The sequence below is a fragment of the Labrenzia sp. R5_0 genome, from assembly GCF_017743835.1.
GTDB lineage: Bacteria > Pseudomonadota > Alphaproteobacteria > Rhizobiales > Stappiaceae > Roseibium > Roseibium algicola.
The window spans coordinates 662,952-687,259 of sequence record NZ_JAGHRK010000002.1; the positions used below are offsets into that span (position 1 = coordinate 662,952).

Genomic DNA, 24,308 nt, shown 5'->3' on the forward strand with positions numbered 1-24,308 from the left:
CCTCACTGGATCACAGCAGACGAGCCGGCATAGCCGCCCATCTGACTGCCACCGATTGGCTCCAGCATCACAGGACGCGCCGGGAGATCTTCCGTTGTCACGATCTGCTTCACATCTAGCGGTTCAAGAAGAAGATAATCGTTATAGCGTTCGACAAGGGACTGCAGCCGGTCCGGCTTGTTGAGAAGGCTCCACTCCGCCTTCAGATGACGAATGGAGTCGCGCTCCTCATCGATCTGCCGCTTCAGATCGGCAACCTTCTCCGCAGACTTCGTCGCCGCGAGCTTCATGTCATAGACCGTCGCCGCGCCGATCACGACCGCCAGTATGAACACGATGTTCAGCGTTCGAACCATATTAGCCCCCTAGCCCATGGAAGGCTGCGAGACGTGGGACACCCGCCTGATGGATGTCCAGCTCTCGCGCCTCAGCTTCGGTCCGCCGCCCGGCCCGAAGCTTCGCGGATCTTGCCCGCGGATTGATGTCCGTTTCAGCGTCGGCAGCTTCCACCGCTTTGCGCGTCAACAATTCGAATGTCGCCGGAGGCACGTCTTCCTCCGGCATATGTCGTGATCCGCCACCGCGGGTCCGGGTCCGATCCTGGAAGAACCGCTTGACGATACGGTCTTCGAGGGAATGGAAACTCACCAGCACAAGGCGTCCGCCCGGCTTCAGAATCCGCTCGGCCGCGCCCAGCGCTTCAGCCGCCTGATGCAACTCGCCGTTCACATAGATCCGCAGCGCCTGGAAGGTTCGCGTTGCCGGATGGATCTGTGCCTTCTTGGGTGACCGGCCAAGCACCTTTTCGATGAGGTTCGCCAGCTCCAGGGTCCGAGTGAATGGCTTTTCCTTGCGGGCCCTGTCGATGGCGTGCGCAACTGTCGTCGCCCGCTTTTCCTCGCCCAACAGACCGATGACGCGGATCAGATCCTTCACTGGCAACTCATTGACGACATCCGCAGCCGATGGCCCGGCCTGCTCCATACGCATGTCCAACGGCCCATCGCGCAGGAAGGAAAAGCCGCGATCAGCCTCATCAAGCTGCATGGAAGAAACGCCGAGATCGAGAACCACACCGTCGACACCATCAAAACCGCAACCGCGGGCATGCGTTTCAAGACCCGCAAATTGACCCGGCACGAGCATCAGCCGGCCTTCGGAAGCTTTCACAAGCTCCTGCCCGCCGGCGATCGCGTCCGGATCCCGGTCGATACCGATCACATGGGCACCACGTTCCAGAATTGCGCGGGAATAACCTCCGGCACCGAAAGTACCGTCGACAATCACCTCGCCGGGCTGCGGTGCAAGCCACTCCAGAACCTCTTTCAGGAGAACCGGCACATGGCGCTCGGGTCCGCCAGCGTCAGGAGCAACGTCTCTGTCGCCGAGTGCCATCATACCGGCTCTCCCTGAGAGGATGCGGAGCTTTGCCCCGACAGCATCGCGAGCGCACGCCGTTGGGCCTCTGCGCGGTACTCGCGAAACTTTTCAGGTTCCCAGATCTGGAACTTGTAATTCATGCCGACGAAGGTGACCTGGTCGGTAATTCCGGTGTGTTCGCGGATCATGTCGGAAATGGTCATGCGGCCATCCCCATCGATCCTCGGGTTTTCACTGGCACCGAACAGGGCGATCGCCAGTGCATCATGATCGGGAGAGAGCTTTGCAAAGGCTTCCGAGCGCTTGTTGATTTCAGCAAGCAGATCGTTCCCGCCCGCGTCGACAGCCGCGCAGTGTGAAGAAGCAATGCAATATAGGCCTTCAAATCCATCTCTCGCCAATACCGTACGGAAGGGCGCCGGGATCGACACGCGACCCTTGGCATCCAGCCGGTTGGTAAAGTGAGAAACAAAGCCGGCCATTCATCCCCTCGAAACGGGTCCCCACCCGTTCAAATCCCAAGTTCACCCGTAAATGAGAGGAAGGCCGGCAACTTGCCCGGACACGCAATTTGCAAAAACGGCACTTTCAGAACCGTTAAATCGATGTCCATGACCCTACTGAGATGGGCCCGCGCTCCCCATTCTGGGTATTTATGGGATACCATGGGAAATCATGGGCGGTCAATGGAATCTCATGGATTCCGGCTCGATTTGATCGCACACGACCCCGTCGAGAGACCTTAAGGCAAACATGCTTAATGAAGCCTTGACACAATTGGAGAATCGGATTCGCAGGAATACGGAGGTTTTCCGCATCGAAGCCCGGAAAACCGGCAATTTCTGCCTATCTGGAAAGACTTGTGGAGAAAGAAAACCGCCTTCGTGGCGAGTGTCTCAACCGAACCTGAGCGCCCGACCCGTGGCCCCTGGTGTCTCGCCGAACCGCTCCCGGTAGGCAACCGAGAACCGGCCCAGGTGCCGGTGGCCGGACCGGTAGGCCACCTCTGCCACGGGCAGACTGTGCCCCTCCGACAACAACAGGTGCCGTGCGTAACTCAGCCGGACGCCCTGAAGGTACTGAAGCGGAGTACAGCCGTATTCCTGCCGGAACTGCAATTGAAGGTTCCGGGGCGAGGTTCCTGCGTGGGTACTGATATCCAGAAGACTGATGTCGTCGGCAAAACGCTCGCCGATCAGGCTGACCGCACGCTTCAGGATGGCCGGTGACCTGCCGGTCTCCCGCCGTTCCAGCAGCGGCGATACGGTGTTCGGCTGAAATTCCAGCAGCGCTCCGACAAGGGCTTCTTCCAGATGGCGTTGTTCCGGGCTCCCTTCCCCCTGAAAAACCCGCCCTTCCTCGACTGCGCCCAGAACACCGCGCAAGCGACGGCGCCAGGCAGCACCAGCCCGAGACAGAAGATCGAATTCGGGTTCGAAGCGAACCTGACCAACACTCACACCGGCCATTCTGCTTGCAACTTCCTGCAGGAAACCGGTCTCGATCTGAAGAAGGATCTGCTGGCAGCCGGCATGCCAGCGCATGGCTGTGTGCCGGTCCGGATTGAGAATGGAGGCAACCCTCGGCGTGGACACCATGGAACGACAACCATTGCGGACCTCAGCCGTGCCGGTAATCGGAAGCTGGATCAGGTAGAACTCGGCAAGTTCGCCTGGCTCGATCGCCACATCAGCGCCATACCGCAGGTAGTTGAGAGAAAGATGCTGTCCACGCGCCCGGTTCTGGCAGGCATCAAACCTGTCGGATGCCGAAAAACGTCCCAGGCGATGATTGCAGAAGTGACGGGCAACGATTTCCCTGGCTTCGTCCACATCCGTGGTTTCGAAGCATTTGAAGCGATCGAGCGGCGTTTTGCTTTCTGCCTGAGACAACATTGTGGAAGCATGCCGCTGCTGCGAGGCCCTTTCAAGCGCCACCTTGTGTGCCATGCGTCATTTTACTGCATCCGGCCAAGTAATTTCGCTTTCTGGATAAAGAAATCCATCGAGCCGCGCTTAGCCTTTCTCCTGTCGAAAGACCAAAGCGCACCAAATGAGCGATGAGGGGAACAATCATGCAAGATGGCGCAGGCATTACCGCAGCTAACGCGGGACTGGACAATATCAGCTGGAATGTGGTCGGGCACACCTATACGCCGAAACTCCTGAGCGGCAATGCCTTCATCTGGCATGCGCTCATTCCGGCGGAGACCTTTGTCCCGCCTCACATACATCCGACCCAGGACGAATGGATCGTGATGCTGGAAGGGGAGCTGGAAGTCGAAATGGGTGGTCAGACCCACAAGGCAAAGGCGGGCGACACGATCCGCATGCCGATGGGTGAAGCCCACGGCATCTTCAACAGGTCCGGCAAGACGGCCACCTGTGTCTTCGGTGTTGCGCCGTCCCGTAAACTCTTCGAACTCTTCGGCGCGCTCGACGGCGTGACAGATCCGGCTGAACTGGTCCGGCTTTCCGCCTTGCACGAGGTCGACTTTCTGCCGCCTCCCGATCAGGCCTGAGCCAACATGGCCAGATCCAGCTTTTGAAGTGACGGGGTGGATTGCCGGCAGATACCACGCCGCCGGCGCCCCCTGAGGCGAGAGGACATCGAGAATGACGAAACGCAAGACTGTCGCCGTAATCGGCGGCGGCGTGAGCGGGCTTGCGGCTGCAAAAGCCTTTGACGAACGCGGGCACAGGGTGATGGGCTTCGAGCGAAGCCACGATTTCGGTGGTGTCTGGGAACTGTCGCGGTCCTATCCGGACGTGCAGACCCAGTCGCCCAAGGACCTTTACCGCTTCACCGACCTGCCCATGCCGGACGACTATCCTGAATGGCCGAAAGGGCCTCAGGTACATGCCTATTTGCATGCCTATGCAACAAAACACAAACTCGGCCGCCTGTTCCGGCTGAACACCAACGTCCTGTCCATGGATCGCCGCAAGGATGGCAATCCGGGTTGGACGCTGACACTTGAGGCGGCCGGCAGAACCTGGTGCGAAGATTTCGACTTCGTCGCCATCTGCACCGGCCAGTTTTCGGACAAGAACGTCATTTCCCACCCTGGGCAAGAAGCCTTCGAGGCCGCCGGCGGCCAGGTGCTGCACAGCTCGGACTATACCGACAGCAGCATGGCGCAGGGCAAACATGTGATCGTCCTCGGCGGCTCCAAATCCGCGACCGACCTGGTGGTCAACGCCGCCAGAAACGGTGCGAAATCGGTCACGCTGGTTTACAGGGAACCGGTCTGGCGGGTGCCCTATTTTGTCGGCGGCATCAATTTCAAGCGCCTGCTCTACATGCGCGCCCAGGAACAGCAGTTCAACGGCTGGGGCCGGACCGGCCTTGCAAAAGCGGTCTCTGCTGCCTTCAAGCCATTGATATGGGCAAATTTCAGAGGGCTGGAAACCCTGCTCAAGTTTCAGCTCAAGTTGAAGAAATGGGACATGGTTCCGGATATCCCGATCGAAAAGGACGCCTCCTGTTCGTTGCCGATCGTGACACCGGGACTTTTCGAAGGTTTTGAAGCGGGCAGCATCCGCCCGGTTCGGGGAACCTTCGCGCGCTATGAGAATGGCCAGGTCATCCTGTCCACGGGAGAAGCACTGCCCTGTGATCTGGCTGTGCTGGCCGTCGGCTGGAAACTCGGCATTCCCTATCTGGCGAAGGAATACCGGGACAAACTGATTGAGCCCGACGGGCAATACAGGGTCTACCGTTTGTCCGTGAACCCGGACCTGCCCGACATGGGGTTTGTCGGCTTCAACTCCAGTTTTTGCACCGTGCTGTCGGCCGAAATGATTGCCAACTGGCTGGTTCGCTTTGCCGACGGGCAACTGGCTCATCAGCCGACGGATAGGGAAATGCGCACCAACATCGACCAGATGCTCCACTGGCGGCGGCGGGAACGGCCGGCTGCCCAGGTCTATGGCGGTCTTTGCTCTGCCCCCTTCCACTTCCGGCATTTCGATGAACTGCTGGCGGATATGGGGGCTGCCAAGCGAAAACGCGCAAACCCGTTGGCGGAGCAGTTCTCCTACCCGAAAGCAGAAGCTTACGGGACATTTCTTGGCAGCACGCCGCAATATGCAGCGGGCTGAACAGGGAAAGTAAGAGCCAGCCGGCCTGTAAGCCGGGTTCTGTATGGCCCGGCCAGATACGAGACCTGACGCGGACGTGACAGCCATTCATCTGTGACGTCTGTTGCCAGACGCCTATCGCAACCAACCCGGACAACTGGCCTGGAAACCGGCCTGAACCGGATCGCTCCGGTTCGCGCTGTCCCTATTCGGTTTTGCTCCCGGTGGGGTTTACCATGCCGCCGCTGTTGCCAGTTGCGCGGTGGGCTCTTACCCCACCCTTTCACCCTTACCCCGGGAAAATCTCTCGATCTGTCCGGGGCGGTTTGCTTTCTGTGGCACTTTCCCTAAGGTCGCCCTCGCCGGGCGTTACCCGGCACCGTGTTTCCATGGAGCCCGGACTTTCCTCCCCCGCGGCCTTTCGGCACTTGCGGCAGCGGCTGTCCGACCGACTGGCGCATGGGACTTAGGAGGCTTTGCGGACAAGGTCAAGCGACAGTCGATGCCGCGCAGCGCGAATTCCCGGGATAGCGTCCCCGTCCTGTGTCATTCCGCCGACCTGCCGTCAACTGGCGGCTGCGACTTCGCGCCCCGCCTCACCCGTTCGCACGCTTCACAATCCTCACGCAAGCTAGCTCTTGCAGGGCTATAGGCTGGCAAAACTGTCAAGGTGCCATCGGGCCAGACACCCAAGAGCCTGCGGCAAAACCCGCCAACCCCGGAACGGCGAAAAGAGGAAAGTAATTCTAATTATTGCAAAAATTACCAATATAAATTTTTACTAGATCTTCGAAAGATAAAAACTTTTTCCCGCCATTGCCCAAATATTAAGCAATAAGAAACCCATGTGACGGAAGGTAATGGGAACAAACATGGAGCTAAAAATGCGTCAACTGTGCGTCTTCCTGCCTGCGATCATGCTGGCAACTGCAGCCCAGGCTGCGGAAACACCGCCCGATGCGAAAGCGTTGATCCAGCCGGAGATCGTGGAAGCCGTTGCCGAATGGCTTTCCAACCCGATTGTGGCCTTGTCGATCAACGCACAAAACAATTTGCGCGGATCTCTTTCCCAGGCAGACATCGACGCACTGGACGCCCAATGGCGACAGGAACGCGAAGCAGCGGACAAACCCCTGATTTCCGCGACCTTGTCCGCCCCCTTGTCGATCTATCTCCTGCGCGTTCAGGCAGGGTCCCTCGGCCTCTATCCAGAAATCTTCGTCATGGACGCGAACGGTCTGAACGTCGGGCAAAGTGCGATTACCAGCGACTACTGGCAGGGAGACGAGGCCAAGTTCCAGAAGACCTTCCCGAACGGCCCTGAAACCGTTTTCATCGACGAACCGGAATGGGACGACGGCAGCAAGATCTGGCGTGCCCAGCTCAACATGACGATCACTGACCCCGAAACCAAGAAAGCCATCGGGGCTGCAACAGTCGAATTCAACCTGACCGAACTGATGCGTCGTCAGGGTACGGGATCTTAAGCGGGAAATACCATGTTCAAAAATCTATCCGTCAGCAAAAAGATCGCCGCAGGGTTCCTGACGCTCGCATTGGTCGGCGCAGTGGCCGGGGGCATGAGTGCCTATCAGACGCATTCGGCTCTGGATGAAGTCAAGACAGCAAACAACCTGTCGGATCTCAACGTGGAAACGGCTGAACTCACGGAAAAGATCGCAGCGCAGGCTTTGTCGGTGAAATCCTTCCTGCTAACCGGCAACCGAGATCTTCTCACCCGGTCCCAGGATCTGAACGATGAAATTCTGACAGGGTTTTCGGAAGTCGGCTCACTTGTCGACGCGAGCCTGCCTGAGTTTCAAAGCCATCTCTCCGAACTGAAATCAAGCTGGGAAACCTGGTACAGCCAGATTGCCGCACGCCAGATCGAACTGATGCGCACACCGGAGACGGTCGACATGGCGCGTGCGATTGACCTGACACCGGAAAGCTCGGGTCTTTTGACAGCTGTACAGCAGCAAAGCCGACAGCTTGCCGACGCAGTTGATGCTGAACGGCAGAAATCGGTTATCGCCCAGAACAGGTCACTGAACACGGTCCAGATCGTCTCGCTCTCCAGCACACTGATCCTCACCGTGCTTGCGATGATCCTCGGCTTCCTTAATCACATCGCGATTTCAGCGCCGCTATCGAGACTGTCCGTCATAACCGACAAGCTGTCGGCCGGAGACACGTCTCAGACGGTTGATATCAGCGACCGTAAGGACGAAATCGGTCTTCTCGGCCGCGCGCTCGGCGTCTTCCGCGAAAACCTGATCCGCACACGCGAACTTGAGCAACAGGCTGAAGCGGAACGCATCAACGCCGAACGCATCAAGCGCGAGGAAATGGAGAAGGTTGCCAGCGACTTCGAAGCAACTGTCCTCAACATCTGCGACGGGATGATTACACGACTGGATGCGCTGACCAGTTCCGCCGGATCACTGTCAACGATTGCCAACAACACCACGGACCAGGCCCTGGCCGTTTCGGCAGCCGCCGAACAGGCAACCACCAACGTGAATACCGTGGCCAGCGCGACAGAGGAACTTTCAGCTTCCATCCGTGCAATCACGGAACAGGTGCGATCATCCTCGGAAATCGCCCAGGAAGCGGAACATGAAGTTGGGCGATCCAACGAAGCCGTAGCGACGGTGCAGCAGGTGGTTTCGCGCATCGGTGACGTTACGAAGCTGATCACCGATATTGCCGAACAGACCAACCTGCTCGCCCTCAACGCGACCATTGAAGCTGCCCGTGCCGGCGAGGCCGGAAAGGGCTTTGCCGTTGTTGCATCCGAGGTCAAGGCACTCGCGGAACAGACATCCAAGGCGACGGAGGAAATCGACCGGCAGATCACGGAAATGCGCCAGGCCGCGGATGCTTCGACAGAAGCAACCGAGTCTGTTGCCGGTCTCGTCCAGAAGATTTCGGAAAACACGCACGCCATGTCCGGTGCAGCGGAAGAACAGAACCTGGCAACGACCGAAATCGCCAGCAGCGTCTCCGAAGCCGCACAGGGTACCGAAAGCGTTTCGAGATCCATTTCCGAGGTCAGTGGCGCTGCCAGCGAAACGGCAAACCTGAGCTCAGACATGAATGCGGCTGTCGGCGAATTGCATGAACAGTCCAATACACTGCGCCACGCCATGCAGGACTTCCTGGGCAAGGTGCGGGCAGCGTAACCAGCCTTGATCGAGCCCTGTAATGGGTTTCACGGTCTCGGTAAAAATACTGCGTCGCACAAACTTCATTTCTCTTGTGCGACGCCAGCGGCTAACGTCCCCTTAGGATTTCATTCCGGGGGACGTTTTCGTGAAACACGCGATCAAGACGCAGGAAGCTGCGGACCTCATTCCAGACGGAGCCACCCTGCTGGTGGGAGGTTTCATGGGGGTGGGTTCGCCCCACCGGTTGATTGACGCCATAGTGGCGAAAGGCACCAGAAACCTGACGATTGTGGCCAATGACACGGCCATGCCGGGTCGCGGCATCGGCAAGCTCGTCAGCGCAGGTTCGGTTTCAAGGGTGATCGCTTCTCACATCGGCCTCAACCCGGAAACCCAGCAGAAGATGATATCCGGCGAGATTGATGTCGAACTGGTTCCGCAGGGGACGCTGGTCGAACGCATCCGGGCGGCCGGCGTCGGTCTGGGTGGCATCCTGACCCCGACCGGCATTGGCACGCTCGTCGAGGAAGGCAAGCAGAAGATCACCGTAGACGGCAAGGACTATCTTCTGGAAACTCCCATCCATGGCGATTTTGCCCTTCTGGCCGCCTACCGGGCGGACTACGTCGGCAATCTGGAGTATTCCCTCACCGCCCACAATTTCAACCCGATCATGGCTCTGGCGGGCAAGACCGTTATCGCGGAACCGCACACGATCGTACCCGTGGGTGTGATTTCGCCAGACAGCGTGAAAACACCCGGCATTCTCGTCGATCATCTTCTGGAAAGGGCCGCCTGATGGACGACAAGGAAATCATCGCCCGGCGCGTGGCACAGGAAATCAAGGCCGGTACGCTGGTCAATCTCGGCATCGGCCTGCCGTCACTGGTGGCCAACTACCTGCCGAAGGAAGTGCATGTCTTCTTTCAGGCCGAAAACGGTGTGATCGGCCTGGGCGCCCGCCCGCCGGAAGGGATGGAAGACCCCGACCTCACCGATGCCGGCGGCGGTTTCGTGACCGCCGTTCCGGGAGCTGCCTCCATCGACAGCGCCATGAGCTTCGGCCTGATCCGCGGCGGCCATCTGGACATGACCGTTCTCGGCGGCTTGCAGGTGGACGAACGTGGCTATCTCGCGAACTGGATGATCCCGGGCAAGATGGTTCCGGGCATGGGCGGTGCAATGGATCTTGTGGCCGGCGCCAAACAGGTGATCGTCGCAATGGTTCACACGGCCAAGGGCCACCCCAAGATCCTGAAGGAATGCACACTTCCCCTGACAGCTCGCCGTCGTGTCAGCCTGATCGTGACGGAAATGGCCGTGATCGAACCGACGGACGACGGCCTCGTCCTGCGAGAAACGGGCCCCGGCCTGAGTGTCGATGATGTCATCTCCGCAACAGAAGCCTCGCTGATCGTTCACGGGGACGTCCCGACCATGCGGCTTTGAAGGAAGACTGGTCAATGCGCGTGTCCAGTACCAAGCAAACCGGCAAGGGCGTCCACGCCCTCCTCGATCTGCCGTGCATTTGCACCGGCAAAGCCGACAATAAGCCCCGGCCGCCCTCCTGCGGCTAGATAACAATTGCTGAGCGGTGAAACGGCAAAGCCGTGGTCCTGCATGGCGACTGCAAGGGCAATATCGTTGACGGGCTCCCGGAACATGACCGTCAACTGCACATTGCCTGTAAGAGGCGCAACTTCCACACGATTGCCCAGCCTCTGCCGTAACGCGCCGGCGAGCATCGTCCCCCGCTCGAGATAGACCGGACGGATCTGTTTCAGGTGCTTCTGATAGGCCCCGCAATCCATGAAGTGGGCGAGTGCAGCCTGGGCCTGAACATTGGCAGAACAGCCGATATTGCGCATGGTTTGGGTGAGCGGGGCCACAAGAACCTCTGGTACGACGCAATAGGCAACCCGGAGCCCGGGGAGCAGGCTCTTCGCGAACGTTCCCATGTAGACAACCTGTCCCTCATCCGCCAATCCGTGCAGCGCAGCCACAGGCCGGCCCTCGAACAGGAACTCGCTGTCATAGTCGTCTTCCAGGATCACCGCGCCGCAGGTACGGGCAACATCAAGAAGCATCAGACGCCTCGCCAAGGGCATGCGTGCTCCAAGGGGATAGTGATGGGACGGTGTGACGTAGATCAGCTTCGGTGGCTGATCCAGATGAGCCATCTTCGACGCGTCTGCGCCCTCGCCGTCGGTTGGCAGCGGCCGGATCGTCAGACCTCCCCCGGAAAAGGCCGTCCGCGCACCGAGGTAGCCGGGTTCTTCCAGCCAGACGTCGTCACCCGGATCAGTGAGCACCTGGCTGAGCATCGTCAGGCTGGCCTGTGTTGAACTGGTGACAAGAATCCGATGAGGGTCAGCCCGAACCCCGCGTTCGGCCGCAAGGTGCCGAGCGATCTGCCGCTTGAGCACCTCAAGACCGGCAAAATTCTGATAGTGGAGATCCGCGCTGCGCTCGAGCCGGGCGGCCCTGCGCAGTGATCTTGCCCATTCCTCGTAGGGAAACAGATCAAGCGCCGGTGCACCCGGTTGCAAGCCTCCCTGGCGATAGGCCCACCCCTCGCCGCGCAAGTTGGCACTCAATGTCCTGCCTCGTTGCGACAGCTTCAGCCCGAATGCTTCCGCCTTGCGCTGCGCCTGCACACCTTCCAGCACCAGCCCTTCGGTAATGCGGGGAGCAGCGCCGGTGCGCACGGTGATCACACCTTCGGCTTGCAGAAGGTCATAAGCCGTGTTGACGGTGTTGCGTCCAACGTTGAGCGACGCCGCCAACCGCCGCGTGGATGGCAACTTTGTTCCCGACCGCAGCAAGCCTGTGCGCACGGCGTCACGAAAGCCGCGATAGATCTGTTCCGCCAATGGCACGTCAGCCGACCGCTCAAGAGACAGGATGCCTTCAGGAAAAACTGGTTCTGTCATTTTCCAAAAACCGGACCTTCTTTGGAGCCAATTTATCGGACAAACAGCACAACACAAGACAAACAGTCAATTGGAGACGAGACCATGTCCACTCTGGAGAAACGCCAGGCAGCGGATCTGCCCCGTTATGCCAAGATCCGCCAGATGAACCGCGGCGGATACGACAGGACCGTTGCCTACGACATCCTGGATGCGGGCCTTGTCGCCCATTGCGGCTTCATTCACGAAGACCGACCGATGGTGATCCCGATGGCATATGCCCGGATCGACGACCGCATCTATATTCATGGAGCGAGCACCACCCGCATCATCAAGTCAAACGCGGAAGGCGTACCGGCGAGCCTTACCGTGACACTAGTAGATGGTCTGGTGGTCGCGCGTTCCGCTTTCCATCATTCCATGAACTATCGCTGCGCGATCGTGCATGGCACGGCGAGGCTTGTCGAAAGCGAACAGGAACAGATCGAGGCCCTGGCCGCTATCACCGACCATCTTCTGCCTGGCCGCTGGGATGAATGCCGCGAAATGATGCCGAAGGAACACAAGGCAACCGGTGTGCTTGGCATGGATATCGACCATGTCAGCACGAAGGTCCGCACAGGCGGACCGGTGGACGACAAGGAAGATCTCGGGACCGATATATGGGCTGGTGTGGTGCCTGTGGTGACCGCACTCGGCCAGCCTCTATCGGCACCTGATGTGCCTGCCGAAACGCCGGTTCCCGCCTCGGTTCCAGCCGCCCGTAGGAAGTTCGCATAAGCTGACAGCCTTCAGCACACAAACAGAAAACCCTGCCGGAAATCCCGGCGGGGTTTTCAGTTTGCCCACGGCTGACCGCCCTGCTGCTTTTAGCTGGAGGCCAGGATCTGCTTGACCTTGGAACAGTAGCGCTTGCTGACCGGGTTCATCCGCTTAGCGAAATGGCCGGCATTGTAGCGCAAGATGGTGCCACAAACGTCGCCGCCCGCCTTCTTGTGCGCGCCGGCAAGGTACTTCATGCCCCATTCCAGATTGGTTTCGGGGTCATAGAGCGCCTTGGTCGACCCGCGGTAGCCGATGCCACGTGCGGTTGCCGGCTTGATCTGCATCAGACCGACTTCACCGGCGCTGCCGCGTGCACGCGGATTGAAGTTGCTCTCCACCTGGACCACTGCCTTGGCGATCTTGACCGGCACACCATGTTTGGCGGCGGCCTTACGGATGAGCTTGGCGTATTTGTCGTTGCTGACAACAGCCGTCCGCTTCGGGGACACCTTGCGCGTCAGGCTTGCAGTTCTTGTCTTCTTGGCAGGTTTTTCCTGCGTTTCCTGCTTGCTCGATTCAATGATGTGCAGGATCGGTTTGGAACCAGAGCCGACCGACGGCTTGGCTTCGGCAGGTTCGCTCTTCTTGTCCGGGTCGATGATATGGAGGATCGGCTCCGACCCGGAACCCGTACCTTTAGCCATTGCAGCCGGTGCTGCAAGAGTGGTTGCATAGGCGAAAAGGCACAGCGCCCCAGTAAGTGTCTTGAATGACCGTAACATTCAGTCCAGCCCTTTTGGTTTTCGTTGCGTTGAAATCAGGCGGGAGAAATGCCGGAGCTATTGGACGAAAATGGGCGCTAATACATCACGAATTATTTCAAATTATTACATAAAATTACAGGAATTTAATGCTGTTCTTAGTCATTTTCTGTAGTTTGTGGCCAAAATTAGCAAGCAATTCGGCAATGGATGGGCCATCAGAAGAAATTCTGTGACCACTTGTGGCGCAGAGGCGCCTAAAAATGCTGCGTTGCGGGAACTAATTTTGTTGACTGCGCGTTTAATTCGTTGGTCCGAACTCGTAACCGCACAAGAAAACCAAACCGACCGTTCGATCAGGCTGACAGGGAAGGCAGCTTGCGCAGCAGCGCATGCAACGTTTCGATGGTCGATTGATCGACGACACCGTCAACCTTCTCTGGTCGGAAATGGCGTTGAAACGCGGCAACCACCTGGCGTGTCTTCAAGTCGAAGTCCCCGGTGATGTCCAGCTCGTAGCCATAGAGTGCGAGCATCGACTGCACCGCTTCAACAGGCTGGCCGCTATCGCCCTCCTGCATCAACAGACCCGCCCCGAGTGGAAACGGTTTTACATATAAACCGATGCCGGCTTCTGACAGGCGATCCCATGGGAACAGTTCACCCGGGTCTTCCTTCCGGGCAGGAGCAATATCCGAATGCGCCAGGACCATCCACGGATGGATCCCGTGACGGGCACAGATATCGCCAACGAGCGCGACAACGGCTTCGATCTGTGGCTCCGGAAACGGTTGATAGCCGTGCTCATGCCCCGGATTGACGATCTCGACGCCGATCGATCGGGAATTGATGTCGGTCTCGCCTTTCCAGAAGCTGCGCCCCGCATGCCAGGCCCTGCGGGATTCAGGCACGCATTGCAGGATGCTGCCATCCTCGTTGACGACATAGTGGGCGGAGACTTCCGAACGAGGATCACATAGGCGCTGCAAGGCGTCTTCGCCGGTCGGCATGCCGGTATAATGGAGCACGACCATATCCACAGGGGCTCCCTGCGCCCGCTGTCCGTGGTTGGGAGACGGATGGACCCTGGCCTTCACACCGGTATCAGTCGCAACGCTCATATGCCTCTTTCCGCGCAGATCTTCGCCCAGGCTTCGTTCAGCGCCGCAAGACGATCATTCGCAATCCTGACGAACTCCTCCGGAACGCCTCTTGCGATCAGCCGGTCGGGATGCGTTTCCTGGACCTCGCGGCGGTAATGGGACTTGAGTTCCCCGTCACTTGCTTCCGGTCCCAAACCCAGCACCTCGTAGGGGTTGCCATCATTGCGCACATGTCTGGCGAGTATCCTGGAAAACTCCCGGTCATCGATCCCGAAGACCTCCGCCACTCTGGAAAGGTAGCCTATTTCGCTTTCGTGGACGACGCCGTCAGCTTTCGCAATGTGAAAAAGCCCATCCAGAATGTCGAGCAACGTCTTGCGGTCGTAAGGGAACAGATCCGCCAGTTTCTTGGCATAGACCTCGAAGCCGGCAATGTCTTCCTGCGCCAGATTGAACAGGCGGGCGACATTGCGTTCTTCGTTGGGCGGTACATCGAAAAGTTCGCGGAAAGCGATAATTTCATCGGTGGTCACCACACCATCGGCCTTGGCCATCTTGGCCGACAGCGCAATCATCGCAACGGTGAAGCCGACACTGTTGGTCCCCTCCGGCCGCGCAAGCACGAGCTGGACCAGGCGGTCGACGATCTGCGCCCCTCCTGTTCCGATCGAACTTACAATAGCGCCGAGGCTACTCCAGACACTCACACTTCAGCTCCCGCTGGGCCGGTGGGAAAAGGCAGGCAGGAAAGCTTGCCGTGAACCGCATGAATCGATGCGTTGCAGACTCTTATCGGCATGGGCCGGATTTGACCAGATCAACGCTCGCCTGTCCCCATTGGTGCTTCAGCTGGTCGCGCCCCTGGACAAGCGAAACCGAGTTCCCGAGCGCGAATGTTTTGGACCTTCGAATGGACCACTGCAACGCAGCTCCGCAGATTGCGGACAGCCAGGCCTACCCCTCCATTTTCCGCGGGTTTCCCTTGGGTTTGAGCAACCTTGTGATTCATGATGGTTAAAGGAATTACGCTTAGCCTTTCGCGACTCGTGTTCGCAAGATGGTTCCTCGCCGGATGGCAATCCCCCTGGGAAGAAGCAACATTGTCATTTTTTTCATTTCCATGTCGCTGGTGCTGACGCTGGCGCTGGGTGTCTACGCGAGCAATCGTCTTCTAACGCACTGGTTGGTCGTCCGGGGTCTTGAGCAAGCTTTCCTGCCGCAGGAAAAGACTTTCAACTCGATCCTGCAGGCATTGGCGAGCCGGATCGAAACCGAACCGGCAGCCGACATGTCCGCATTGCGGCTGACTGAAGAGGCTTCTGCCGACAGCCGCAGGTCGAACGACCTGGTTGGCGAATTGCAACGCAATGCCGGCCAGGCTCCTGACACATCCAAGGTACTGGACGCGGTCGCGATCTTCCCTGCGCCAACCGGATCCAGCCTCCAGCGCCCCTCACCGGTGCAAATTCACTGGCATAGTGAAGGGCGGCTTCGTACCAGCAATACGATCTCGCAGGCCAAGGCCGCTCTGAACGGCAACAGCCCGCTCGTTGCCATCCCGGACATGTCGTGGCACGGAACGTTTGGGGCGAATGCACTGATTGCCTACCGTCCCGAAGGAGCCTCCCCGGACTTTCCGGGGCTCTTGCTGTTGGTGACCCAGTCGGAAATCCTGAACGGCCTCACGCCGCTGATCTGGTTGATCAGTGCCGCGATTGGCGGTCTTTGCCTGGCCTCCTTCATGTTTGCTGGTATTCTCCTCTGGCTGCGCTTCTATGACCAGCTCCAGACCAGCAGAGACATTCAGTATCTGGCGCATCACGACACGCTGACAGGTTTGCCGAACCGAGCCGTCTTCAACGCGCGCCTGACCGAGGCGCTGCGCCTTGCACAGGCCAAGGCTTCCAATATCGGCGTCATGCTGATCGACGTCGACAAGTTCAAGGAAATCAACGACACCTATGGTCATGGCATCGGCGACGTTTTTCTTCAGATCGTGGGGGAGCGCCTGAAGGCGGTTTTCGGAAACCACCTGGTCGCCCGCCTTTCAGGCGATGAATTTGCTGTCATGCTGACATCCTTGTCCGACCCCGCCCGCATGACCCGACTTGCAACGGACATGATTGCCGCAACCGAAGCTCCCTGCACGATCGACGGCAAGGACATCAGGATTTCGCTGTCCATTGGTCTTGCAAGGGCAACCGACGGCTCCTGGCGCTCCTCTCGTTTGCTTCATTGCGCGGACCTTGCTCTATATCGGGCCAAACACAGCGGGCGTTCCACCTTCTCGTGGTACACACAAAGCCTTGATGCAGAGGCGCAGAAACGCAAGGAAGTGGAAGAAGGACTCGCCAAAGCGCTCAAGTTCAACCAGTTCAAGTTGCTCTATCAGCCGCAATATGCGCTGAAGGACGGAACACTGAAAGGCTATGAGGCTCTGATCCGCTGGGACCATCCCACCAAGGGTATCATCCGGCCGGACGATTTCATCCCGATTGCAGAAGACACGGGCCTTATCGAGGAAATCGGAACATGGGTCCTCAACCACGCCTGCCGCGAAGCAGCGTTATGGCAGGACCGCTCGCGCAAGGTCGCAGTCAATGTTTCTCCCGCTCAGTTCATTGCCGGCGAAACCCAGAAACGCGTTGCCCAGGCGCTTCAGAATTCCCGTCTAGACCCCAAGCGGCTTGAAATTGAAATCACCGAGAGCCTGCTGATTTCGAACACGGACGCAGTCATCGAGACACTTCAGCAGATCCGCGACATGGGTGTTTCTATCGCCATGGACGATTTCGGAACCGGCTATTCATCTCTGAGCTACCTGAGCCTGTTTCCCTTCGACAAGATCAAGATCGACAAGGCCTTCATCCAGAACCTCGGCAAGGATGCCAGTACCGACGCCATCGTGACGTCGATCGTGGGCCTCGGCCGCTCGCTGGATGTTACGATTACCGCGGAAGGTGTCGAAACCGAGGAACAGGCCATTTTGCTGAGCGCAGCCGGATGCGATCTCGTCCAGGGTTTCCTGTTCGGCAAGCCTGATACGGTTGCAAAACACGAGGCCGCGTATCCGGTGTTTCCACTCAGCCCAGCCGGTAGACGCTGGTTCCCCCGAATGCAGCAACAAGCGACATCGGCCCAGGTGCCACCGCGCATTCGCCTTGCCCCCAAACTTGCCAAGAGCGTGAGGCCCGCAGCCCCGCAACCGGCTATTGGAGGGGAAAGCGAAGACCCGACGCCGCAGATTGAGCAGGTTCCCTTGCAGACTGCAGGCTGAAACCGCGATTGCAGGTTTTCAGAGGCTGACCCCGGCTGCGGCATCCTGAGCGGCCGACTGCCGTTCGCGGTCTGCCTTTCGTTCGGAGTAACGATCGACGAGATAGTCCGATCGGCCACGAACCAGCAGCGTGAACTTGACGAGCTCTTCCATGACATCGACCACCCGGTCGTAAAGGGCCGATGGTTTCATCCGGCCATCGTCGTCAAATTCCTGGTAGGCCTTGGGCACCGACGACTGATTGGGGATGGTAACCATCCGCATCCAGCGGCCGAGGACACGCATCTGGTTGACCGCATTGAAAGACTGCGAACCTCCCGAAACCTGCATCAAGGCCAGTGTCTTGCCCTGTGTCGGCCGAATGGCGCCAAAACTCAGCGGGATCCAGTCAATCTGCGACTTGAGTACACCGGTCATTGCGCCATGGCGTTCGGGAGAGCACCAGACTTGTCCTTCGGACCAGGCACATAGATTTCTCAGTTCGGTGACTTTGGGATGATCGGCACCGCTGTCATCGGGAAGCGGCAGACCTGATGGATCGTAGATCCGGGTCTCCGCACCATAAGCCTGCAGCAGCCTTTGTGCTTCGTGTACGAGGAAGCGGCTGTAGGACCGCTCGCGCAGGGAACCGTAGAGCAGCAATATCCGCGGTGGATGCGACGGCCCCGTTGGAACCTGCAACTTCTCCCGATCGATTTCCTGAAAGTCTGCCGCCGTCACGTTCTTCAAGTCTGCATGCGAACTTTTCGGCTCAGGCATCTGGCGCTCCGGACGAAACCACTTCGCCGTCTTCCTTGGTGAAAGACCCGATATCCTTTGGCAACAGGTCCAGCACCTTCTCGGAGGGACGGCACAGGCGGACGCCTTTTTCCGACACCACGATCGGCCTGTTGATCAGGATCGGATGTTCCATCATGAAATCGATCAGTTGGTCGTCCGTCCACCTGTCTTCACCGAGACCCAATTCATCATAGGGCGTTCCCTTCTGGCGAAGGATGTCCCGCACCGGAAGACCGGTGCGCTTGATGAGGTCAACGAGTTCTTCGCGGCTCGGCGGTGTTTTCAGATATTCGATAACCTGCGGCTCAACGCCGGATTTACGGATCATTTCCAGCGTGTTGCGGGACGTGCCGCATTTCGGGTTGTGATAAATCGTCATGCTCATGTGAGGTATCGTCCTGTCAAAGTCCCGAAGGTTTCTTAAAATCTGCGGCCGGAAAACAGCAGACAGCGGGATCGTTGCCGCAGCAGTCTTCCATCAGAAAACCCAGAAGGTTCCGCATGCGGTCATAGTCGACCGCATAAAGGATATGCCTGCCCTCCCGGCGGGTCGTCAGCAGCCCGGCCCGTTCCAACGTGGTCAGATGAAACGACATCCTGGTTGGCTGTATGTCCAGTCGCTCGGCAACCGAGCCGGACGGCAAGCCATCTGGCCCGACCGTCATCAGCAACCGGAACGCCGCCAGCCGGTCTTCCTGTGCCAAGGCGCCCAACGCAGAGACTGCTTCCTGATCTTCCATAATTCGATACTACAAGAAATTTTGGAATATTCAACAAATGAAAGCGAACGTCCCCCTGTGCGCGATATCACATGGCTGCAGCGGCGCGAGCGGCCTGATCGTAATTGCCGGACACCAGTCGCAATGTAGCGGCAAGTTTGGAGAGTTCGTTTTCGTCGAGGCCCAGCGCTTTCATTGGCTTGACCAGGAGAGCCTCGCGCAGACGCCGGTACTCAAGACAGGCTGTTTCGCCTGAATTCGTGATTTCGGCGGTCTTTTCCTTGCCCCGACGGCCAGATGAAATGAGGCCAGCCTTTTCAAGCTTCTTCAGCGCATAGGTAACCGTGTGAGTGTCTTCGATGTTCAGCACAAGACAGATGTCTGACAGTGTCTTGGCTCGGCCACGGTGATTGACCGAATGAAGCACAAGCACATCCAGAGGTCCAAGCCCCTGCGACCCGCTGGCCGCCATACAGCGTACCATCCATCGGTGATAGGCATTGACCATCATGGTCACCGCGAATTCGATCTCCGAAAGCGCAGGCATTGCACCGGAGGCAAGATGCGCTGCAGAGACAACAGGCCCGATGGGGGCATCGCTTCTGGAGTCGGGATTATCCGTCACATCTGATCTCCGGCACATTTTGGTTTTTCAGCTGGCCCCCAACCGGAACCGGTCGAAGGCCCTTTTCTGATCGTTTCAAAGGTGTGCGTACATCCGCCCCTGTTCGTTCACGGGAAGGAATGCACTAGTTGCTCAACATCGTCTGCGGCAACCAAAGAGCCAAGCCCGGAAAGGCCACAATCAAGACGATTGCCAGGATCATCAACAGGAAGAACGGCAAGGCCATGCGGGCAACCCTGAAGATGTTGTACCCGGTCATGCCTTGCAGCACGAACAGATTGAACCCGACAGGTGGCGTGATCTGGCTCATTTCGACAACCAGCACCAGGTAAATACCGAACCAGATGAGATCGAGGCCTGCCTGCTCCACCATAGGAAGGATCACGGAGGTCGTCAGAACCACCACCGAAATGCCATCCAGAAAACACCCGAGCACCACGAAGAACAGCGTCAGGGCAATCAGGAGCGCGTAGGGTGACAGGTTCAGCGAGCCGATCCAGGCAGCCAACTCACGCGGGATGCCGGTGTACCCCATGGCAACGGTCAGGAATGCTGCGCCGGCCAGAATGAACGCGATCATGCAGGATGTCCGCGTGGCGCCCATCAACGCTTCAGCGAAGCTCTTGCGGTTCAACGTTCCGCTTACCCAGGACAGAAGCAAGGCCAGCATGACGCCGATGGCCGCCGCCTCTGTGGGCGACGCAAGACCCGCATAGATCGAGCCGATCACACCCACGATCAGACCGATCACCGGAAACAGCCTGCGCGTTGCAAGAAGTCGCTCGATGAAGGGAATGACTTCCTCCTTCGCAGGCATCTTGTCCTTGTTCAGCAGTGCCCAGATCGCGACATAGCCCATGAACAGGAGGCAAAGCATTGCCCCTGGCAGAACGCCTGCCATGAACAACCGGGCAATCGACTGCTCGGTCGCAGCGCCATAAACAATCAGGATGATCGATGGCGGAATGAGCAGGCCCAGTGTGCCCGACCCTGCCAGTGTGCCGATCGCCATGCGTTCGTCATACCCGCGCTGCTTCAGTTCGGGTAGAGACATACGACCGATGGTGGCGGTGGTAGCAGCTGAAGAACCCGACACGGCGGCAAAGATACCGCACCCGAGAATGTTCACATGCAGCAGCCGGCCCGGCAGATTGCGCATCCAGGGAGAAAGACCGGCGAACATGTCCTCCGACAGTCGAGATCGGAACAGGATTTCACCCATCCAGATGAACATGGGTAGCGCCGTCAGATCCCAGGAGTTCGATGCCCCCCAAACCGTCGTTGCCAGAACGGGACCGGCAGGCGCAGATACAAGAACCATCATTGCAGCAAGCGCGACGGCAAACAGCGCAACAGCTACCCAGATACCGGTTGCAAGCGCCGCCAGCATTCCAATGCCGAGCAGGAGGGCGACAAGGGAGAGATCCATTATTCTTTCCCCTCTATCGGATCGGCCTTCACGACCGATTCAAAACTCGGCGCCTTGCCAGTGAGCGCCATGATCAGGTCGTCCAGCAAAGCGATTGAGAACACCAGCAGTCCGAAAGTCATCACCGACTGCGGAAAGACGAGCGGGATCGGAATGACGCCGTAGGAGGTTTCGTTGAATTTGAAGCTGTCGAGCGCAAGCTGTCCGGCGTTCCACGTGAAGAATGCCGCCAGCGCAAGAGCGACCGCGACCGCCCAGACATTCAGGATACGCGCCCCAGCTTTGGGCACGGATTGCAGCAGGATCGCGACCCTGATGTGATCACCGTTGCGCAGCGTCCCGGATAGGGCAAGAAAGGATGCCCCTACCAGCAGAAAACCTGCAATTTCAGCAAGTGAAGGAACCTGCAGTCCGAGTGGCTCAAGACCAAAGACCGTTCGAGACCAGTCGAATATGCGTCCAAACACCTGAAGAACAACGAGACTGGCAATGACAACGAGACAACACGCAGCCATAGCCGTTGACGCTTGATAAAGCGTATTCAAAGCCTTTCGCATCGGCTTCCCCTACCGGATGTGCAGCTGATATTAAAAAAACGCCGGACTTGTTAGGTCCGGCGCTTCTTTAGCTGTTTAGTTTTTATAGGCTTCGAGAACGGCTTGGCCGGTTTCACCGGCTTCCTCTTGCCATTCGGCAGCCATCGTCTCGCCGATTGCTGCGAGATCCTGGATCAGCTCGCTGCTCGGCTGAACGACAGTGATGCCGTTGTCGACCAGAACCTGGGTCTGCGTCTTGGTTTCTACCTTGGAAGCTTCCCAGCCGCGCTTCTCAGCAACATCGGCGGCTTCAAGGACAGCTGCCTTTTCGTCGTCGCTCAGGGCGTCGAAAGCACCCTTGTTGACGAACACCATGTTTTTCGGCAGCCAGGCCTGGGTGTCATGATAGTGGCTCAGGAAGTCCCAAGCCTTGGAATTCGCACCGGTGGAGGGTGACGTGATCATGGCTTCGACACGACCGGTGGAAAAGGCGGTCGGAATATCCGGCACTTCAACCTGCGTCGGCACGGCGCCAGCCAGCTGGGCCAGGCGCTCAGTCGCTGTGTTGTAGGCACGGAACTTCAAACCCTTGAGATCATCACCCTTGGTGATTTCCTTTTTGGCGTAGATACCCTGGGGCGGCCACGGCACGGCATACAGCAGCTGCAGTCCCTGCTCGCCGAGCTTTTCTTCCAGTGCAGGCTTCGACGCCTGGTAAAGCTTCCAGGCCTGATCATAGGACGGAGCCAGGAAAGGTACGGAATCCACCCCGAAGACCGCATCTTCGTTGGAAAGGCGGGACACCAGAATTTCGCCGATCGGGGCAAGCCCCTTGCGGACCGAGTTCTTGATTTCCGGATGCTTGAACAGCGACCCCGCAGAGTGGATCTGGATGACCAGCGAGCCGTCAGTCTTTTCCTTCACTTCTTCAGCGAAGGCAGCAATGTTCTGTGTGTGAAAGTTGCTGTCACCATAAGGTGTCGGCATGTCCCACTTGGTCTCAGCGGAAGCAGCGGTGAAACCCGCAAGGCCGAATGCGGCAGCAGCAGCCAGATGGATTCCGGCACGTGTCAGGGAACGAGATTGCAGCATGATTTTCTCCTCTAGGAAGCGGGGATTACCCGTCGGGATGCTGCTCGAGGTGCATTCTTCGAACACCTTGTGGAGCACATCTTCACAAACACTAGACTCAAAAATCACCAACATCAACAATTTATCGATAAATTGTGATTGTCATCTTCAAAACCAAAGCGTCCTTCCCTCCGCGAAAAGGATTGGCTAGCGTTCCGGCCAGACAACCTGGAAACCTGAATTCGTGCCAAACACCAACCAACGCCTCTTGAATGGCAACAGCGCCAACCGCCTGATTTTGGCGCTCATTTTGGCAGTGGCGGCCTTGCTACGCTTTCAGAACCTGGACAGGACGAGCCTTTGGTACGATGAAGCCGTCAGCTGGAGCCAGTCCAAGGGAACCATCGCCGAGCTGTTGACCGCCGTTGCAGCTGACAATTATCCGCCGCTGCATAATATTTTGCTCTGGCTGACGATGCCCTTGGCAGGTGACAGTGAAACAGCATTGCGCTTGCCATCCGTGCTGTTGGGCGTTCTTGCCGTCTGGCTAATCTTTCTGACTGGCAAGACGCTGGCCGGAAACACCACAGGCCTGCTTGCTGCCGCTCTCCTGACCGTCTCTCCGTTCCACATCTGGTATTCGACAGAAGCCCGCATGTATGCCCTGCTGGCAACATGCGGGCTCGCCTTTCTGCTTCTGGTTCTGAAAAGCCTTGAAAGGCCATCGGCGTGGCGGCTGGTGGCGCTTGGAGTGACTGGAGCCCTGTTCCTCTACAGTCACATCTACGCCCTTCTGGGCTTCGCATCCGTTGGTGTGGTCTGCGGCATCCTGGCATTGACCGGCATTTTGAAATCCGGCCGCAACAGTCTCACCAATGCGGTTCTTGTCTGCCTTGCGATGGCAGCGAGCGCGCTTGCCTTTTTACCTTGGTTGATCATCCTGGCGATGCGAGCAAGGTCGGTGGCCGAAGAAGGCTTCTGGATTGCTTATCCTGATCCGACGTTTCTCATCAACATCGCCTTCAGTATGGCCGGATCGCTGCCATTGTTCTGGGTGCTGGCAGGTTTGGCCGTCGCCAGTCTCCTGACCGTCGTTCACCTGCCAGGCAGGTACTTCGGCAAACCGCAAAGTGCGGACGCAATCCTCGTTTGCTTTGCCTACACCGTTGGGCCACCGCTTTTGGCCTATCTCTATTCCATAAGCGTGCAGCCGATCCTTTTTGATCGATACCTGATCGCGGCATGGCCAGGGCTTGTCCTGCTCGCCTCTGTAACAGCCCAGCGCCTGGCGCCACAGGTTGCACCGATCGCACTGTTTGCTGCCGCGATATGGTTGAGTTTCCCCGAATTGAAATTCACGCTGCTGGAGAGAATACGCCCCGAATGGCGCCTGATCGCACGGGACTATCTGGAACAGAAAGCCGATGGCGATCATCTCTTGCTGTTCAAGGGATTTGCCGCACCGGCCCTGTCTTATTACCTGCGCGACCCCAACACCTTCACGCCAGTTGATACAATTGCCGAAATAAACAAGGGCACCGCTGATGCCCGATGGCTATTGATCGTCCACACAAGCAGTGAGGAACTAAGCAAAGCGCAAGAAGCCTTTGCCCCGCGGGAAGGCACTCCGGCAGCCAGGCGCTTTGGCTGGGGAGCCAGTGGCCTGACACTTTTGGAGCGAGGCCCTGTCGAATAATC

The 24,308-nt window shown here is 58.2% G+C and carries 24 protein-coding genes and 1 other RNA gene; 9 read left to right on the forward strand and 16 right to left on the reverse strand.

Annotated features, from left to right (window positions below):
* Positions 1-2: 2 nt before the first annotated feature.
* The 4 genes from J7447_RS11915 to J7447_RS11930 form a co-directional block, all read right to left on the reverse strand.
* Positions 3-356, reverse strand: a complete 354-nt coding sequence (locus tag J7447_RS11915) for a hypothetical protein (protein ID WP_023000486.1) — start codon at positions 354-356, stop codon at positions 3-5.
* Between the two features lies 1 nt (position 357).
* Entirely contained in the window at positions 358-1,398 is a 1,041-nt protein-coding gene (gene rsmH, locus J7447_RS11920) for a 16S rRNA (cytosine(1402)-N(4))-methyltransferase RsmH (RefSeq protein ID WP_023000485.1), read from the reverse strand.
* Positions 1,395-1,862: a cell division protein MraZ gene (locus J7447_RS11925; protein WP_023000484.1), complete on the reverse strand. Its 468-nt coding sequence runs from the start codon at positions 1,860-1,862 to the stop codon at positions 1,395-1,397. Before J7447_RS11925 ends, rsmH begins: the two co-directional genes overlap by 4 nt.
* 414 nt (positions 1,863-2,276) lie before the next feature.
* Positions 2,277-3,329: an AraC family transcriptional regulator gene (locus J7447_RS11930; protein ID WP_209169692.1), complete on the reverse strand. Its 1,053-nt coding sequence runs from the start codon at positions 3,327-3,329 to the stop codon at positions 2,277-2,279.
* A gap of 125 nt (positions 3,330-3,454) precedes the next feature.
* Here J7447_RS11930 and J7447_RS11935 point away from each other — a divergent pair, with 125 nt between their 5' ends.
* Positions 3,455-3,901 carry a cupin domain-containing protein gene (locus J7447_RS11935; protein ID WP_031269111.1) on the forward strand — a complete coding sequence of 149 codons (447 nt, stop codon included), beginning with the start codon at positions 3,455-3,457 and terminating at the stop codon, positions 3,899-3,901.
* A 94-nt stretch (positions 3,902-3,995) separates the two neighbouring features.
* On the forward strand, positions 3,996-5,483 hold the full coding sequence (locus J7447_RS11940; protein WP_209169693.1) for an NAD(P)/FAD-dependent oxidoreductase: 1,488 nt from the start codon (positions 3,996-3,998) through the stop codon (positions 5,481-5,483).
* Between the two features lie 12 nt (positions 5,484-5,495).
* Here the strand turns inward: J7447_RS11940 and rnpB are convergent.
* Positions 5,496-5,918, reverse strand: an RNA gene (gene rnpB / locus J7447_RS11945) — RNase P RNA component class A.
* Between the two features lie 428 nt (positions 5,919-6,346).
* On the opposite strand from rnpB, the gene J7447_RS11950 reads away from it, so the two are divergent.
* From J7447_RS11950 to J7447_RS11965, 4 genes are all read left to right on the forward strand, one after another.
* Positions 6,347-6,949 (forward strand): hypothetical protein, encoded by a 603-nt coding sequence (locus J7447_RS11950; RefSeq protein ID WP_035908842.1) that lies wholly within the window; start codon positions 6,347-6,349, stop codon positions 6,947-6,949.
* Between the two features lie 12 nt (positions 6,950-6,961).
* On the forward strand, positions 6,962-8,647 hold the full coding sequence (locus J7447_RS11955) for a methyl-accepting chemotaxis protein (protein ID WP_209169694.1): 1,686 nt from the start codon (positions 6,962-6,964) through the stop codon (positions 8,645-8,647).
* Positions 8,648-8,777: 130 nt separating this feature from the next.
* On the forward strand, positions 8,778-9,431 hold the full coding sequence (locus J7447_RS11960) for a 3-oxoacid CoA-transferase subunit A (RefSeq protein ID WP_062488116.1): 654 nt from the start codon (positions 8,778-8,780) through the stop codon (positions 9,429-9,431).
* Positions 9,431-10,081 (forward strand): 3-oxoacid CoA-transferase subunit B, encoded by a 651-nt coding sequence (locus J7447_RS11965; protein WP_023000476.1) that lies wholly within the window; start codon positions 9,431-9,433, stop codon positions 10,079-10,081. Before J7447_RS11960 ends, J7447_RS11965 begins: the two co-directional genes overlap by 1 nt.
* A gap of 11 nt (positions 10,082-10,092) precedes the next feature.
* Here J7447_RS11965 and J7447_RS11970 read toward each other — a convergent pair whose 3' ends face one another.
* On the reverse strand, positions 10,093-11,565 hold the full coding sequence (locus J7447_RS11970; RefSeq protein WP_209169695.1) for a PLP-dependent aminotransferase family protein: 1,473 nt from the start codon (positions 11,563-11,565) through the stop codon (positions 10,093-10,095).
* Between the two features lie 84 nt (positions 11,566-11,649).
* Between J7447_RS11970 and J7447_RS11975 the strand changes: the two genes are divergently transcribed.
* The gene (locus J7447_RS11975) at positions 11,650-12,324 is read left to right on the forward strand and encodes a pyridoxamine 5'-phosphate oxidase family protein (protein ID WP_209169696.1); all 675 of its coding nucleotides are present in this window, start codon (positions 11,650-11,652) and stop codon (positions 12,322-12,324) included.
* 89 nt (positions 12,325-12,413) lie between these two features.
* Here the strand turns inward: J7447_RS11975 and J7447_RS11980 are convergent, their stop codons facing one another.
* From J7447_RS11980 to J7447_RS11990, 3 genes are all read right to left on the reverse strand, one after another.
* The gene (locus J7447_RS11980) at positions 12,414-13,013 is read right to left on the reverse strand and encodes a lytic transglycosylase domain-containing protein (protein ID WP_023000473.1); all 600 of its coding nucleotides are present in this window, start codon (positions 13,011-13,013) and stop codon (positions 12,414-12,416) included.
* A 413-nt stretch (positions 13,014-13,426) separates the two neighbouring features.
* Complete coding sequence (locus J7447_RS11985; RefSeq protein WP_209169697.1) at positions 13,427-14,191, reverse strand: N-acetylmuramoyl-L-alanine amidase; 765 nt, start codon at positions 14,189-14,191, stop codon at positions 13,427-13,429.
* The gene (locus J7447_RS11990) at positions 14,188-14,880 is read right to left on the reverse strand and encodes a DnaJ family molecular chaperone (protein ID WP_023000471.1); all 693 of its coding nucleotides are present in this window, start codon (positions 14,878-14,880) and stop codon (positions 14,188-14,190) included. The genes J7447_RS11985 and J7447_RS11990 overlap by 4 nt, the downstream gene beginning before the upstream one ends.
* Before the next feature lie 365 nt (positions 14,881-15,245).
* Between J7447_RS11990 and J7447_RS11995 the strand changes: the two genes are divergently transcribed.
* Complete coding sequence (locus J7447_RS11995) at positions 15,246-17,450, forward strand: bifunctional diguanylate cyclase/phosphodiesterase (protein WP_209169698.1); 2,205 nt, start codon at positions 15,246-15,248, stop codon at positions 17,448-17,450.
* Between the two features lie 18 nt (positions 17,451-17,468).
* Here J7447_RS11995 and arsH read toward each other — a convergent pair whose 3' ends face one another.
* The 7 genes from arsH to J7447_RS12030 form a co-directional block, all read right to left on the reverse strand.
* Entirely contained in the window at positions 17,469-18,209 is a 741-nt protein-coding gene (gene arsH, locus J7447_RS12000) for an arsenical resistance protein ArsH (protein WP_187306537.1), read from the reverse strand.
* Positions 18,202-18,615 (reverse strand): arsenate reductase (glutaredoxin), encoded by a 414-nt coding sequence (arsC, locus tag J7447_RS12005; RefSeq protein ID WP_055655490.1) that lies wholly within the window; start codon positions 18,613-18,615, stop codon positions 18,202-18,204. Before arsC ends, arsH begins: the two co-directional genes overlap by 8 nt.
* A gap of 16 nt (positions 18,616-18,631) precedes the next feature.
* Positions 18,632-18,970, reverse strand: coding sequence for a metalloregulator ArsR/SmtB family transcription factor (locus tag J7447_RS12010; protein WP_023000467.1), 339 nt, complete (start codon positions 18,968-18,970; stop codon positions 18,632-18,634).
* A 67-nt stretch (positions 18,971-19,037) separates the two neighbouring features.
* A complete protein-coding gene (locus tag J7447_RS12015) occupies positions 19,038-19,592 on the reverse strand; it encodes a winged helix DNA-binding protein (RefSeq protein ID WP_209169699.1) in 555 nt (184 codons plus the stop codon).
* Positions 19,593-19,698: 106 nt separating this feature from the next.
* Positions 19,699-21,003 carry a TRAP transporter large permease subunit gene (locus J7447_RS12020; RefSeq protein ID WP_209169700.1) on the reverse strand — a complete coding sequence of 435 codons (1,305 nt, stop codon included), beginning with the start codon at positions 21,001-21,003 and terminating at the stop codon, positions 19,699-19,701.
* Positions 21,003-21,560 carry a TRAP transporter small permease gene (locus tag J7447_RS12025; protein ID WP_031269105.1) on the reverse strand — a complete coding sequence of 186 codons (558 nt, stop codon included), beginning with the start codon at positions 21,558-21,560 and terminating at the stop codon, positions 21,003-21,005. Before J7447_RS12025 ends, J7447_RS12020 begins: the two co-directional genes overlap by 1 nt.
* A 75-nt stretch (positions 21,561-21,635) precedes the next feature.
* Positions 21,636-22,631 (reverse strand): TRAP transporter substrate-binding protein, encoded by a 996-nt coding sequence (locus J7447_RS12030; RefSeq protein WP_055656716.1) that lies wholly within the window; start codon positions 22,629-22,631, stop codon positions 21,636-21,638.
* 223 nt (positions 22,632-22,854) lie between these two features.
* On the opposite strand from J7447_RS12030, the gene J7447_RS12035 reads away from it, so the two are divergent.
* Positions 22,855-24,306, forward strand: a complete 1,452-nt coding sequence (locus J7447_RS12035) for a glycosyltransferase family 39 protein (protein WP_209169701.1) — start codon at positions 22,855-22,857, stop codon at positions 24,304-24,306.
* Positions 24,307-24,308: the final 2 nt, after the last annotated feature.